14 protein-coding genes and 1 pseudogene are annotated in these 13,654 nt (G+C 60.1%); 11 read left to right on the top strand and 4 right to left on the bottom strand.

Annotation, left to right across the window (positions count from 1 at the left end; translation table 11 throughout):
- The first annotated feature begins 2 nt into the window (after positions 1–2).
- The 10 genes and pseudogenes from ACKFRX_RS01750 to ACKFRX_RS01795 all read left to right on the top strand — a co-directional run bounded on the left by ACKFRX_RS01750 (position 3) and on the right by ACKFRX_RS01795 (position 9,647).
- On the top strand, positions 3–2,018 hold the full coding sequence (locus ACKFRX_RS01750; protein WP_005327184.1) for a fumarate reductase/succinate dehydrogenase flavoprotein subunit: 2,016 nt from the start codon (positions 3–5) through the stop codon (positions 2,016–2,018).
- On the top strand, positions 2,018–2,767 hold the full coding sequence (locus ACKFRX_RS01755; protein ID WP_005323073.1) for a succinate dehydrogenase/fumarate reductase iron-sulfur subunit: 750 nt from the start codon (positions 2,018–2,020) through the stop codon (positions 2,765–2,767). Before ACKFRX_RS01750 ends, ACKFRX_RS01755 begins: the two co-directional genes overlap by 1 nt.
- A gap of 56 nt (positions 2,768–2,823) precedes the next feature.
- Complete coding sequence (locus ACKFRX_RS01760) at positions 2,824–3,198, top strand: hypothetical protein (protein ID WP_250409501.1); 375 nt, start codon at positions 2,824–2,826, stop codon at positions 3,196–3,198.
- Positions 3,199–3,483: 285 nt separating this feature from the next.
- Positions 3,484–4,004, top strand: a pseudogene (locus ACKFRX_RS01765) (IS6 family transposase); the annotation flags it as partial.
- Between the two features lie 482 nt (positions 4,005–4,486).
- Positions 4,487–4,765, top strand: coding sequence for a pentapeptide repeat-containing protein (locus ACKFRX_RS01770; protein ID WP_367239367.1), 279 nt, complete (start codon positions 4,487–4,489; stop codon positions 4,763–4,765).
- 232 nt (positions 4,766–4,997) lie between these two features.
- Entirely contained in the window at positions 4,998–6,242 is a 1,245-nt protein-coding gene (locus ACKFRX_RS01775; RefSeq protein WP_049377104.1) for an IS256 family transposase, read from the top strand.
- 790 nt (positions 6,243–7,032) lie between these two features.
- Positions 7,033–8,367 carry a DUF445 domain-containing protein gene (locus ACKFRX_RS01780; RefSeq protein WP_408919301.1) on the top strand — a complete coding sequence of 445 codons (1,335 nt, stop codon included), beginning with the start codon at positions 7,033–7,035 and terminating at the stop codon, positions 8,365–8,367.
- A gap of 19 nt (positions 8,368–8,386) precedes the next feature.
- Positions 8,387–8,824: a CGLAU_01105 family protein gene (locus tag ACKFRX_RS01785; protein ID WP_408919300.1), complete on the top strand. Its 438-nt coding sequence runs from the start codon at positions 8,387–8,389 to the stop codon at positions 8,822–8,824.
- 5 nt (positions 8,825–8,829) lie between these two features.
- Positions 8,830–9,120 (top strand): DUF2516 family protein, encoded by a 291-nt coding sequence (locus ACKFRX_RS01790; protein ID WP_408919299.1) that lies wholly within the window; start codon positions 8,830–8,832, stop codon positions 9,118–9,120.
- On the top strand, positions 9,120–9,647 hold the full coding sequence (locus ACKFRX_RS01795) for a deoxyribose-phosphate aldolase (RefSeq protein WP_408928034.1): 528 nt from the start codon (positions 9,120–9,122) through the stop codon (positions 9,645–9,647). The genes ACKFRX_RS01790 and ACKFRX_RS01795 overlap by 1 nt, the downstream gene beginning before the upstream one ends.
- Here the strand turns inward: ACKFRX_RS01795 and ACKFRX_RS01800 are convergent.
- The 3 genes from ACKFRX_RS01800 to ACKFRX_RS01810 form a co-directional block, all read right to left on the bottom strand.
- Positions 9,644–10,495: a DUF2993 domain-containing protein gene (locus ACKFRX_RS01800; protein WP_408928035.1), complete on the bottom strand. Its 852-nt coding sequence runs from the start codon at positions 10,493–10,495 to the stop codon at positions 9,644–9,646. The two genes, ACKFRX_RS01795 and ACKFRX_RS01800, sit on opposite strands and share 4 nt — an antisense overlap.
- A 64-nt stretch (positions 10,496–10,559) precedes the next feature.
- Positions 10,560–11,372: a class I SAM-dependent methyltransferase gene (locus tag ACKFRX_RS01805; RefSeq protein WP_408928036.1), complete on the bottom strand. Its 813-nt coding sequence runs from the start codon at positions 11,370–11,372 to the stop codon at positions 10,560–10,562.
- 20 nt (positions 11,373–11,392) lie between these two features.
- Complete coding sequence (locus ACKFRX_RS01810) at positions 11,393–11,884, bottom strand: DUF2505 domain-containing protein (protein WP_179387320.1); 492 nt, start codon at positions 11,882–11,884, stop codon at positions 11,393–11,395.
- A gap of 24 nt (positions 11,885–11,908) precedes the next feature.
- On the opposite strand from ACKFRX_RS01810, the gene ACKFRX_RS01815 reads away from it, so the two are divergent.
- On the top strand, positions 11,909–13,015 hold the full coding sequence (locus tag ACKFRX_RS01815) for a UDP-N-acetylmuramate dehydrogenase (RefSeq protein ID WP_408928037.1): 1,107 nt from the start codon (positions 11,909–11,911) through the stop codon (positions 13,013–13,015).
- Positions 13,016–13,150: 135 nt separating this feature from the next.
- Here ACKFRX_RS01815 and ACKFRX_RS01820 read toward each other — a convergent pair whose 3' ends face one another.
- Positions 13,151–13,627 (bottom strand): S-ribosylhomocysteine lyase, encoded by a 477-nt coding sequence (locus ACKFRX_RS01820; RefSeq protein WP_408919294.1) that lies wholly within the window; start codon positions 13,625–13,627, stop codon positions 13,151–13,153.
- Between the last annotated feature and the right edge of the window lie 27 nt (positions 13,628–13,654).

The following is a 13,654-nucleotide window of genomic DNA, read 5'->3' on the forward strand; positions in this document are numbered from 1 at the left end:
CCATGACTAATACTGAACTCAAGCGCGAGCACCCTAAGTTCTCGCACCCACAGTCCATCGTTCCGGGCGTATCTGCCGGCAACATTCTGGAATCCCACGAGCCGCACGGCGTGCCGATGAAGGATATGTGGTCCCACCAAAAGGACCACATGCAGCTGGTTTCCCCACTGAACCGCCGCAAGTTTGAGGTCCTCGTGGTTGGTACCGGCCTCTCCGCCGGCGCCGCTGCGGCCGCACTGGGCGAGCTGGGCTACAAGGTAAAGGTATTCACCTACCACGACTCCCCGCGCCGCGCGCACTCCATCGCCGCGCAGGGTGGTGTCAACGCTTCCCGTGCCAAGAAGGTGGACAATGACTCCGCCTACCGCCACACCAAGGACACCGTGAAGGGCGGCGACTACCGCTGCCGCGAGTCCGACTGCTGGCGCCTGGCAAACGAGTCCGTCCGCGTCATCGACCACATGAACGCCATCGGCGCCCCATTCGCTCGCGAGTACGGCGGCACCCTGGCTACCCGTTCCTTCGGTGGTGTGCAGGTCTCCCGTACCTACTACACCCGTGGCCAAACAGGTCAGCAGCTGCAGCTGTCCACCACCTCGGCGCTGTACCGCCAGATTGGCCTGGGCAACGTGGAGCTCTTCGCTCACAACGACCTGCAGGACATCATCGTCTACAACGACAACGGTAAGAAGCGCGCCGGCGGCATAGTTACCCGCAACCTGATTACCGGTGAGCTCAAGGCCTTCACCGGCCACGCAGTCGTGCTGGGTACCGGCGGCTACGGCAACGTCTACCACATGTCCACCCTGGCAAAGAACTCCAATGCCAGCGCCATGATGCGTGCGTACGACAGCGGTGCTTACCTGGCTTCCCCGGCCTTCGTGCAGTTCCACCCGACGGGCCTGCCGGTCAACTCCGATTGGCAGTCCAAGACCATCCTGATGTCGGAGTCCCTGCGTAACGACGGCCGCATTTGGTCCCCGAAGAAGGAGGGCGACGACCGCGACCCGAATACCATTCCGGAAGAAGAGCGCGACTACTTCTTGGAGCGCCGCTACCCGGCATTCGGCAACCTGGTTCCGCGCGACGTTGCTTCCCGTGCCATCTCCCAGCAGATCAACGCCGGCCTGGGTGTTGGCCCGCTGCACAACTCGGTGTACCTGGACTTCCGCGACGCCATCGAGCGCCTGGGCAAGGACAAGATCCGCGAGCGCTACTCCAACCTCATCGAGATGTACGAAGAAGCCATTGGCGAGTCTGCTTATGAGACCCCGATGCGCATCGCCCCGACCTGCCACTTCACCATGGGTGGCCTGTGGACCGACTTTAACGAGATGACCTCTATCGACGGCCTCTTTGCCGCCGGTGAGTGCTCCTGGACCTACCACGGTGCTAACCGCCTGGGTGCAAACTCCCTGCTTTCGGCTTCCGTCGATGGCTGGTTCACCCTGCCGTTTACCATCCCGAACTACTTGGCTGACCACCTCAACGAGGAGAAGCTGGCTGAGGACTCCCCAGAGGCACAGGCAACCCTGGCACAGTCCCAGGAGCGCATCGACCGCCTCATGGGCGTGCGCGGTGAGAACCCGCACGGTCCGTCCTACTACCACCGCCAGCTGGGCGATATCCTCTACCACGGCTGCGGCGTCTCCCGTAACGTCGAGGACCTCAAGACCGCGATCACCAAGATCCGCGAGCTGCGCGAGGACTTCTGGGCTAACGTCCGCATTCCGGGTGAGGCCAATGACATGAACCAGGTGCTGGAGTACGGCCTACGCGTTGCTGACTACCTGGACTTGGGTGAGCTGATGTGTGTTGACGCCCTGGACCGCGATGAGTCCTGTGGTGCTCACTTCCGCGAGGACCACCTCACCGAGGACGGCGAGGCAGAACGCGACGATGAGAACTGGTGCTTCGTTTCCGCATGGGAGCCGGGCGCAAATAAGAACGAGTTCATCCGCCACGCCGAGCCGCTGTACTTTGATTCGATCCCGCTGATGACAAGGAACTACAAGTAATGAAACTGACACTTGAGATCTGGCGTCAAGCCGGACCGACCCAAGAAGGCCACTTCGAGACCGTCCAGGTGGATGACGCCTCTGAGCAGATGTCCATCCTGGAGCTGCTGGACCACGTTAACGAGGGCTACATTGAGCGCGGCGAAGAGCCCTTCGCCTTCGCTTCCGACTGCCGTGAGGGCATTTGCGGTACCTGTGGTTTGACCGTCAATGGTCGCCCGCACGGCCCAGGCCAGAACACCCCTGCCTGCCAGCAGCGCCTGTTCAACTTCACCGATGGCCAGACCGTCAAGCTGGAGCCATTCCGTTCCGCTGCCTACCCGGTCATCAAGGACATGGTCGTGGACCGCGCGGCACTGGATCACGTAATGGAGCAGGGCGGCTACGTCTCCATGGACGCTGGTACCGCTCCGGATGCGGATACCATGCACCTCAACCACGAGACCGCCGAGTACTCGCTGGACCACGCTGCCTGCATCGGCTGCGGCGCCTGCGTTGCTGCCTGCCCGAACGGTGCGGCTCACCTGTTTACCGGCGCAAAGCTGGTCCACCTCTCCCTTATGCCGCTGGGCAAGGAAGAGCGTGGCCGCCGTGCTCGCAACATGGTCGACGACCTGGAAGCCAACTTTGGCCACTGCTCCCTCTACGGTGAGTGCGCCGATGTCTGCCCGGCCGGCGTTCCGCTGACCGCAGTTTCTGCGGTTACCCGCGAACGTGCACGTGCTGCTTTCCGTGGCAAGGACGACTAAGCTAAGGTTATTCCGTAGGAATACTAGGAACGAGAGAAAGACAGAAAGACTCCGCCATGAGCGATAACACCCACGCAGTCGCTGACTACGCCAGCGAGACCTACCCGGAGTTCTCCGGCAAGATTCAGGACACCTACATTGAGGGCTACGATCCAGTATCCTTCGGTGCTCCTCACTCTTCCCTCCTGCGCACCTCCACTTGGGTGGGCATGGGTCTGATCCTGTCTTGCCTCCCAGCCGCCGGCATCCTCATCTGGGGCCTTGGCGTGTGGGATACCCCGCTGGGCACTGCCGGTGAGGGCAACTACTCCCTAACCATCATCATCGGCATTATCGCTCTGGTGGCTGTGGCCATCGCCGCAGTAGGCACCGTCCACTACGGCCGCCGCTACTACCGCAAGTACCGCAAGGAAACCGGCCGCGCTAACTAGTATTCGCTCTTAAGCCAAGCACCGACAACCCCCGATCTCCACAGCATGCACGCCATGCAGGGAGGCGGGGGTTGTTGTCTGTCTGCCGCCAGGACCCAAGACGGCGCCAACATTGCGTTGCTTTAAGCAGCGCTTGCCGACGCCTCCCTCCATACCGTTGCTTCAACGCCCCCCCAGATCGCGATCGAGAGGTGCTCCCCGCGTTCGTAGTTGAACGAAGGCGGATCAGTGGGTGCTGTTGCAAAGTTGGGGCAGTAGGAAGAGCGACGTGAAATAATCACAGCCATGGGTATCTTCTCCGGTCGTCATTTCCCCGTGACATCATTCTGTGGGCAGTGCGGTGGTACTGCCGCTACGGGGTGAGCTACCGCGATCTGGAGGAAATGATGACCGAGCGGGGCGTGCCGGTCGATCACACCACGATCTACCGCTGGGTCCAGAAATACGCCCCTGAGCTGGACAAGCAAACACGGTGGTACCGGCAGGTACCTGATTGGCAGGCCAGTTCCTGGCGGGTGGATGAGACCTATATCCGGGTCGGTGGCAGGTGGTGCTATCTCTATCGGGCGATCACCGCCGGTGGTCAGACCCTGGACTTTTACCTCTCTCCGAAGCGGAACGTGGCTGCAGCGAAGCGTTTCCTGGCCAAGGCCCTCAGATCCAATGCGTCAGCCGGGTATCCCAGAGTGATCAACACCGATAAAGCACCCTCACTAGCCAGGGCAATCGCCGAGTTGAAGTCAGAGGGAATCTGCCCGCCAACAGTGGAACACCGGCAGGTGAAATACCTCAACAACATCTTCCAGAATATCTAAGCAGGCTGGGCCATAATGCTGGCCAGGCGACGAAGAAAGGAGTGTTCGCGGTTCTCCACCCAACTTTGCAACAGCACCCCCGTATGCAACTCGATGCTAGAGACAAGAAATACAGTTTCGCTTTTCACCGTGAGTAGACATGGAAAATAGCAAAGTTCTTGTTTTAATTGGAATCACCCTAATTATTTGGTGCGCGTTATACAGGTACAGAACAACCACCGCTAAATGGGTTTTTATTGCAGCCTCTTTAAGCACCTGTCTAGCGTTTGTCCTAGGTCTATCAGGATTTCTAGGGTTAGGTCATGGTTACATCGATTTGTTGTCTCTAGTAAACGTATTTTTAAACGCATTTATATTGTTGGCCATAGGCCAGTTCCACAATCGAAACAGATCGGACCACGTAAAAGATGTATAGAGCAATGCCCCAAACGTGGGTCACGGGACTCGCTGGTAAAGACATTTCCGGAAAAGATATGTCCAACTATGACCTGACGGATATCAATCTCGAAGGAAGCATATGCAAAGGATGCTCGTTCCGCGGCTCCATGGTGGCATGGGCTAACTTGAAATCGGCAGATTTCACCGACGCAGATTTTACGAACGCAATTCTTAGCGAGTCAGACCTTCGTGGAGCGACATTAACGCGCGCTAATCTTACTAACGCATATCTAGTACCTGTTACCGCCAATCCAAGGCAATTCTCTGGATGTACAGGTTTGGATGCAAGGAATGCGATATTTTATAGCCCTTGATTGCGCCTACACGAATTCCGTTTGAACCCTTCTTTATAATGAGCATTGAAAACGTGTAAACAACGCAAGGTGAGGGTAAATCAGCGCACTCGCCGAGCCCGCCATAGGTTGCGTCCCCTAACGTGGTGTATCTGTAGCCCGCGGTAAGTCTTGTGCCGGTGTGCATGAAGGCGACCATCGCGGGTACCTTTCGAATCAACTCTTACCTATCCTCGAAAGGAAGTACCCTGCGATGGCCGCTGACCCTCATCATATCGATCCGACCGCGTATCTCGAAGAGCTGCTGACTCAAGCGTCCCCAGATTTGATGCGCCAAATGCTCACTGACTTCATCAACCAGATTCTTTCCGCCCAAGCAGACACCGTCTGCGGGGCTGATTACGCCACCGTGTCAGCCGAGCGCACCAACACACGTAATGGCTACCGTCATCGCCAACTTGATACCCGAGTCGGCAGCATTGATGTGGCAATCCCGAAGCTACGCACCGGCGCATTTTTCCCTGACTGGCTGCTAGAGCGCCGCAGCCGCACCGAGCGTGCCTTGACCACAGTCATCGCCACCTGTTACCTGAAAGGAGTCTCCACTCGCAGGATGAACGACCTGGTGGCCACCCTTGGGATCAACAACTTGTCGAAGTCTCAGGTCAGCCAGATGGCCAAAGAACTCGATGACATGGTCGATGACTTCCGCACCCGCCGGCTTGACCAAGGCCCCTACCACTTTGTCTCCTGCGACGCGCTGACAATGAAGGTGCGGGAAGGAGGACGTGTCGTAAAGACCAGCGTGTTGCTGGCCACAGGTGTCAACGCTGACGGCTACCGAGAGCTTTTGGGCATGCAGGTTGCCACCGCGGAATCTACCGCGTCGTGGACCGGGTTCTTTCGGGACCTCATCGCCCGTGGCCTGACCGGGGTATTCCTCGTTACTAGTGATGCCCATCTTGGTATTCAAGCAGCCGTGGGTGACTGCCTGCCGCAGGCTAGTTGGCAGCGGTGTCGAACGCACTTCGCGAAGAACCTCTCGGCCCAGGTTCCCAAAACCCAATGGCCGACTCTGTCAGCGATGTTTCACACAATCTTTCAGCAACCCGATGCCGCTAGTGTGTGGGCCCAAGCTCGTGAGGTTATTGAATTCTGCCAGCAGAAATTCCCTCACGTTGCCACCTACCTCGAGGAGTGTCTCGACGAGCTGTTGGCGTTTACCGCTGCGCCGAGAGCGGTGTGGACCAAAATCTGGTCGAATAACCCCACTGAACGGCTCAATAGGGAGATCCGCCGGCGTACCGATGTCGTAGGAATCTTCCCAAACCGAGACGCTGTTGTGCGCCTTGTTGGGGCGGTGTTGGCCGAACAGCACGATGACTGGATCCAACAGAAGCGTTATATGTCACTGACCAGCCTGGCACAGACCAAAGAGATCATCGCCGCTGGGGTCATCGACGAGGACCGCGACAACAACCAGGAGATCGCCGCGTGAATACCCTCACCCCTTATCCCCGAGATGGCCCCTAAACCACCGCCATGAAACTAACCCCAGATTCGAAAACAGATACACCACTACCCAGGACTTGACCCCGCCATAAATCAGAACATATGCTAAAGCATATGTTCTGATTTTGTGGTTTTAGCTGCTGGTTTCCCTAGAGAAGATGAAAGCAAGGGGCAAATCGACATGATAATGCGTGTCTCTGGGTGAACCTGGGCGGATTTTTACTTTGCGTACTTCTGGGCATTAAAAGCCTCTGACGCTGCTTCCGGGAAAGTTGGAATTGGGGATGTGGTTATGACACTACGGTTGGGCTCTATCCAACAATCGCTTTCGAGGGGGATAGCCTTCTGCTGCTCGGACACGTCACCGCGTTTCGTGATGCGAACGTAGTCTTGATCAATAAATTCGCTGCGCCAGCAGAGTGTCAGCGCAGCGATGTGCAGAGACAGAGACGAGGAGGCCGAGGATTAGTCGTCCTTCAGGCCGCCGATAACCTTGTTGGCCTTATCCTTCATACCCTCGGCAGCATCGAAGAGCTTATCCTTAGCCTCGGAAGCGACCTGGTCAACCCCATTAAGACCGCCTGCTTAGACAAACGAAGTAAGTATTTGTGCTGGTGGGTGTTTATCTTCATCTAACAGAAAACCGGGCCCCTTCAGTTCAGATTCTTTGTTGTCCATAAACTTAATTACTGAAGGCAGAGGTCGAGTGCTTTTAAGTACGCACTAGTCTTAATGGCCGAAGCCTGAATACATCTTCACAATCCCAAGGAGAACTCATGACGCACCGCGCGGACGAAGGCCTAGAAACGGCTACGGCATCGGCATCGTCGGGTGCTGCTCCGGTGCCGCAGGCTGGCAATCAGGAGGCTCGGCGTGCGGACCTGCGCCGGTGGAAGGCGATTGCGCTGTCGTTCCTGATTGGTGCCGCGGTGATCTTTTTGGGGTGTTCGTGGTGGCAGGCGTCGGAAAGCGGGGCTCCGGTATGGGTGGGCTACGTGCGTGCAGCGGCCGAAGCTGGCATGGTGGGTGGCCTGGCGGACTGGTTTGCGGTGACCGCGCTATTTCGCCGGCCGATGGGACTGCCCATCCCGCATACGGCGCTGATTCCAAATAATAAGGACCGCGTGGGCGATGCCTTAAGTGACTTTGTGGAGGAGAACTTCCTTACCGCGGATGCGCTCAGCGCCAAGGTTCGCGAGGCGGAGCTGCCGCTATGGCTGGCACGCCAGGGCGTGGAACCCGGCAAGGCGGAGGAGGTCTCCGCATGGATTGGTGAGCGTGCCGCCAGCGTGGTGGAGGATCTCGACCCCGAAGAAGCAGAGCAATTCATCCGCACCCAAGTCATGGATCGCCTGGCCGAGCCTGAGTGGGGCCCACCGCTGGGTAGGTTGCTGGAGGGCTATATTGCTGACGGCAAGGCTCGTCCGCTGGAAGACGACCTCATTGAGTGGGCACACGGCAAGATTCTGAACATGGAGCCCACCGTGGTCACCGCCATCGACGAGCGCATGCCGGGATGGGCGCCGCGTTTTGCCCGCGAGATGGTGGGGGAGAAGGTCTATACCGAGCTCGTGGAATTCGCTGATGAGGTGCGCCGCAATGGCAACCACGAGGCTCGTCTGGCCATTCGACGCAACCTGTCCAAGCTGGCCTCGGATCTGCAATGGGACGAGGACATGCGCGGGCGCATCGAGGGCATCAAGCAAGAGATGCTCGCCTCCGACCAAGCCCAGCAGGCACCGGCGGCCATGTGGCGCACGGTATCCACCACGCTCATTGACCAGCTCAATGACCCAGAGTCCTTCCTGCGCCAGAAGATTACGGCGAAGGTAAAGGAGCTCGCGCACCGCCTGCTCGAGGACTCCGAATTCTTAGCCCAGGCCAATGCCCTCGTGGATAAGGCCGCGCGCTACGCGGTGGAGAAATTCGCCCCGGAAATTATCGCGATTATCCCGGAGACCATCAAGCGCTGGGATGCGGAGGAAGCCTCCCACAATATCGAGCTCATGGTGGGCAAGGACCTGCAGTTTATTCGTTTGAACGGCACTATCGTCGGTTCCCTGGCAGGATTGGTGATATTCGCGATTAACCACCTGATCTTTGGTGCTTAAACACAAGGAGTAATGAGCAATGAGCGATAATAAGAAGATTTTCGATTCCCTGAAGGATGCCGGCAGCGCTGCTTTTGAGGTAGCCAAGGACTTCGGTGGGCGCCTGCAAGAAGAGCGCACCCAGCACGCTCAAGGCGCGCAGGCACACAGCCCCTACGGCGCCACCGGCAAGGATGGCTTGGTGGACAAGGCCACCGCCACCGCGAAGGAATTTGGTGCTTCCTTGAAGAAGGCCGCGGACGGCACCCGCGAGTCCGCGTCGTTCGCTGACGCTAAGGGCAAGTTCTCCACCGCCTATCAAGAGACCCGTGGGGGCGTCATGGACGCCTATAATTCCGCCCAGGCCCGCCGCGCGGAAAAGAAGAATGCGCCGCGCCCCGGCCAGAATTCGGCTCCTTCGCAGGGCGATAATATTATCGATGGCGAAGTAATCGACACCGACGACCCACAGAATTAATCTGCATGTATTTCCTTTATGAACTTGCCTGGAATCTAGACGGCTACATCTTCCGAATCCTCACCCTGACCGCCATCGTCGGTGCGGTGCTTGCCGCCGCCACGCGCGAGGATGCCTTCCGCGCCGGCGACCGTCAGGGCAAGTGGGTGTGGGTTGGCCTGCTGGCGGGCTCGGCCGTAGCGATGGCCACCGGCATGCCATTCCTGTCCTGGATCGGCGCAGTCATTACCGGCGTGTACTGGTTTGATGTGCGCCCGCAGCTCAAGGCCATCATCAACGGCGATTACAGCTACTAATGCTTAACCTGCTTGCTGCCCCGGCCGCGATGGTCAAGGACCGCGCCGCCGATAACACCGTCGTGGTCTCCCCGCACCATGTTTCCATTGCCGCGAGGGCCGGCGCGGCCGATATCATCTCCGTCGCCGGCTATCCCACCGGCCGCCACCACACGCTCATCAAGGCTTCCGAGGGCCGCCTGGCCATCCAATCGGGCGCCAGCGAGGTGTGGGTCAGCCTCGATGAGACCTTAACGGATGTCAATGCCGTGCTCTCCGAGCTCATCGCCATCCGTGAGGCTTGCCCCGATCCGGCCCGCTTGGGCCTCATCGTGCCGGAGGCTGTGGGCGCAGATGCGGCCGAAGCCGCGGATGTCGCGGTTACGGCTGCACAGCAGGCCGGCTACCAGCGCCTTATTGTGCGCAGCAGCGAGGCCGCGGGCGCGGACCGCGCGGATTCCGGCACCGGTGAAGAAGGCATGAAAAAAGGACCGGCGTTGGCCGCTGCCACTCTTCCGGTCCTCGAATTTCCCGCCGCTTTGGTTTAGACGGCTTCCTTCTGCGCGTCCTGCTGCGGTGCGACATTGTTGGCGCCGCCATTGCCGGTGGCGCCCTCGCCGCCGCCGGCCAGCTTATCCATGTCGTTCATCGGAACATCGGTGCCGGTGATGGTGAGCTTGAGTTCGCCATCGAGCACCTCTACGGAATCGACGTTCATGTCCGAGCCCACGAACTGGTCCGACATGCCGTTTTGCAGCGCGGAGGAGATGGCTTCGGTAGCCTGCTCCGGCAGCTCGAGGCCGAAGATGGAGGCCTCGGTGGCGCGGATATCGAGCTTTCCATCGTGGGCAGTGGGCTCCAGCGAGAGGTTGGCCAGGCCGCCGGCGAACTTCACGTCCAGCACATGGTCCTGCTCATTGGCGGTAATCTCCGTGACTACCATATTGCCTACCTTGTCGCTGCCGGCCTGCTCGGAAATGCCCTTCTGGAAGGAGGCCAGCAGGTAGTCATCCGGCACGGTGGTAGAAGCGCGCAGCTTGCCGGCCACCGGGTTGTCCTGGTCCGTGCTCATGTCTTCCACGTGGATCTCGGAGGCAGGTTGGCCTTTGATCTCGGTGCCGTCGATTTGCAGGGTGGACGGCGTGGTCATATCCATCTGGGAAATGGAGCCCTTAAACAGCCCCAACAGGAGCGGGCTGCCGCCGAAGCTGACGGAGGGGTCCTCTTTGACCTGAATGCCCTCTTGCTCAGCGGCCTCGTTGAACTGCGAGGTCATCTGGTGGCCGATGAACCAGCGCAGGCCGAACTCGGCCAGCAAGATGAGCACGAGGAGTGCTACGAGGATGCCAATGATGATTTTCCAGGCGAGTGAACCCGCCGATTTCTTCGAAGCCATGCGTACCAGTGTGGCGCATGAGACGGCGCGGGGCAAAGTCTGCGGTGAAGTTAGCAGCACATTTTTAAGCTTGCGGCGCCACCGATTCCCAGTCCACGGTGAGCACATTATCGCGCAGGCGCCGGCGGACGGGGTGGATGTTAAAGGGGGCGTCGGCAAGCGCGGCTCGTGCCATGCGCCAGCGCACGCGCGGGCCGTAGGGTGCCCACCCCGCCGCGTGGTCCCAGGCCTCGTCGGCGGCCTGAAGCAGCTCGTGGATGGGCTCGCCGGGCACGTTGCGGTGGATGAGGATTTTGGGCAGGCGCTCGGCAATATCGGAAGGGCGCGCCACATCAAACGGGTCCCACGCCAGGGTGAGCGTCCGCGGACCATGGGCATCGAGCAGCAACCAGGCCGCACGCCGGCCGAGCTCATCGCAGGTGCCCTCCACAAAGAAGCCGCCTGGGGCGAGGCGGGAGCACACCGTCTGCCAGGCCTCTTCCACCTGGTCCACGTCATACTGGCGCAGCACATTAAACGCGCGCACCAGCTGCGGCCGGTAGCCGGCCAGCTCAAAGCCACCGAGTTCGAAGCGCACGCCATCGCGTGGCGGCAGCACCCGGTCCGGGTGGATTTCCAGTCCGCGTACGTCTACCTGTGGATTCGCCCGGCGCAGCCAGCCTGCCCACTCCACGGTGGTCGCATGCGAGGCCCCGTAGCCCACATCGAGTGCCAGCGGCGTATCCACATGCCGCAGCAGCGCGGAAATCTCCGGGTGCGCGAGCATCCACCTATCGCAGCGCCGCAGCCGGTTGTGGTTGGTGGTGCCGCGGGTAATAACGCCAAAAGGCCGACCCGCAGTTGCGCTGGCGCGCAGATTATGTGCGTGGTCGGCCATAGATTTTGGGTCTTGAGAACTTAGGCGTTCTCAGAAATCCACTGTTCGGTCAGCTTGCCCTCGTTATCGAAGAGCTCGCCCAGGGACTCGCCCACCTTCGGCTCGATGGCGGCGCCCATCATCGGAATGTTGACGGAAATCTCGTTGACGTAGGACAGCTTGGTCATTTCGCCCTCGCCGGCCAGGGAGATATCGCCCTTGAAATCAACCGGGGTGCCCTTGACGTCCGCGGTGTAGTTAACGTCTGCAGCCTCACCGTTGAGCTCGCCCACGGTAACCACGCGCTTGACCTTCAGGTCCTGGGAGACCATGGCGCGTACTGCCTCTGGCAGCAGGGTGGTCGGCAGAACCTCGAAGAGGGTGGCTACGTTATCGCTGAAGTCGTGCACCTGGCCCGCCTCAGGGGAGAGGTTGGCCACGATGTACTCCCAGTATTCCTTGGTGAGCAGCGCCTTGTGAACCTTTTCGATGGGCTGATTGATGGTTACGGTGTTTTCACTACGGGTTGACATGCCTAACAGACTACCTTGGTAGGCGTGCTTGATAAATCTTTGACGCAACAGCTCACAGCGATCGACGGGGTAGAACTGGACCCCACCGCCACCTTCGCGGACCTGACTACGCTGCGTGTAGGCGGAAAACCGCAGGCCGCACTGCGCTGCTCGCAGCCAGAGGCCGCCGTTGCCGTGGTGCGTGCCCTTGATCACGCCGAAGTGAATTTCATCGTCGTTGGCGGCGGCTCCAACCTCTTGGTGGCCGATGGCGCAGTGGATCTCGTCGCGGTGATCCTCGACTTCGACGAGGTCTCTATGGACACCGAAACCGGCGTGGTGCGTGCACAGGCGGGCGCCGTCTGGGATGACGTGGTGGCTCGCTCCGTGCAGCTCGGCCTAGGCGGCATCGAGTGCCTCTCCGGCATCCCTGGCACCGTGGGCGCGGTCCCCGTGCAGAATGTGGGTGCCTATGGTGCGGAGATCTCCGAGGTCCTTAGCCGCGTGCGCCTTTATAACCGCCGCACCGATACCGATGAGTGGGTCCCCGCCTCCGATCTAGAGCTGGCCTATCGCTATTCCAACCTGAAATTCACCGGCCGCGCCGTGGTGCTGGAGGTGGAGCTGCAGCTCGATACCGAGGGTCTTTCCCGCCCGCTGCGCTTTGGCCAGCTCACCCAGAATCCGGGTGAGCGCCGCCCCGTGGCCGAGGTCCGCGAGGAGGTCCTCAAGCTCCGCCGCGGCAAGGGCATGGTGATCGACCCCACCGACCATGACACCTGGTCCGCCGGCTCCTTCTTCACCAACCCGGTGGTGGACTCCGCTCTTGCCGACGCCGTCCAGGCCAAGGTCCGTACCTCGCTTGGCGACGCCACCGCAGACTCCATGCCCCGCCACCCCTCTGCCGAGACCGGCCGGGAAAAGCTCTCCGCCGCCTGGCTCATTGACCGCGCCGGGTTTGCCAAGGGCTATCCGGGCTCCGGCCGGGCCACCCTCTCGACGAAGCACACGCTGGCGCTGACCAACCGCGGCGAGGCCACAGCCGCCGATATCGTGGACCTCGCCCGCACCATCCGCGACGGCGTCCAGGAAACCTTCGGCGTGGAGCTCGTGCCCGAGCCCGTGTGGATCGGCCTTTCCCTCGACGAGTAGCGCGAGGTTGCCCCTTCACACCGGGGCCTAAAACCCATAAAGCGGCCACGATAGCTCCCTAAACCACACGGTTTTCGGGTCTATCGTGGCCGCTTTGCGGGCGTGGCGCCTGTCGCGCCCGCGAAGGCTCCTGGATTAGGCCGCCATGACCTGAAGCCACTCATCCTTAGCGCCCAGGAAGGCGCGGGCCGCCTCCTGCGCACCTTCCAAGCTGTGGTGCGCACCCCAGCCGCACTGCTCTTCGTTGGCCGCGGGTACCTCGGTGGCGTTAAGAATATCGTTGAGCGCGCCTTCCACCGCGCGCAGCAGCTCGTCTTGTTCCATGCCATTAGTGATGGCGTAGAAGCCGGTACGGCAGCCCATCGGGGCAAAACCGATGAGCTTATCGGTGTAATTGCGCATGAAGTTGGCCATCATGTGCTCCACCGAATGCAGCGCCTTGGTATCAAGGTGATCCTGATTGGGCTGGCAGAAGCGTAGATCGTACTTAATGATTTCGACGCCGCCGCCCAAATCCGTGCGGTCGGCCACACGAATATACGGCGCGCTGACGAGGCGGTGGTCGAGTTCGAAGGACTTCACGTTGAGCTTGTTATCATTCTGTTCAGTCATGCTTCTCCAGTGTAATCACAGCTGAGT

Origin of the sequence: Corynebacterium tuberculostearicum (assembly GCF_046097465.1) — a bacterium.
In the GTDB taxonomy this organism is placed as follows: Bacteria; Actinomycetota; Actinomycetes; order Mycobacteriales; family Mycobacteriaceae; genus Corynebacterium; species Corynebacterium tuberculostearicum_I.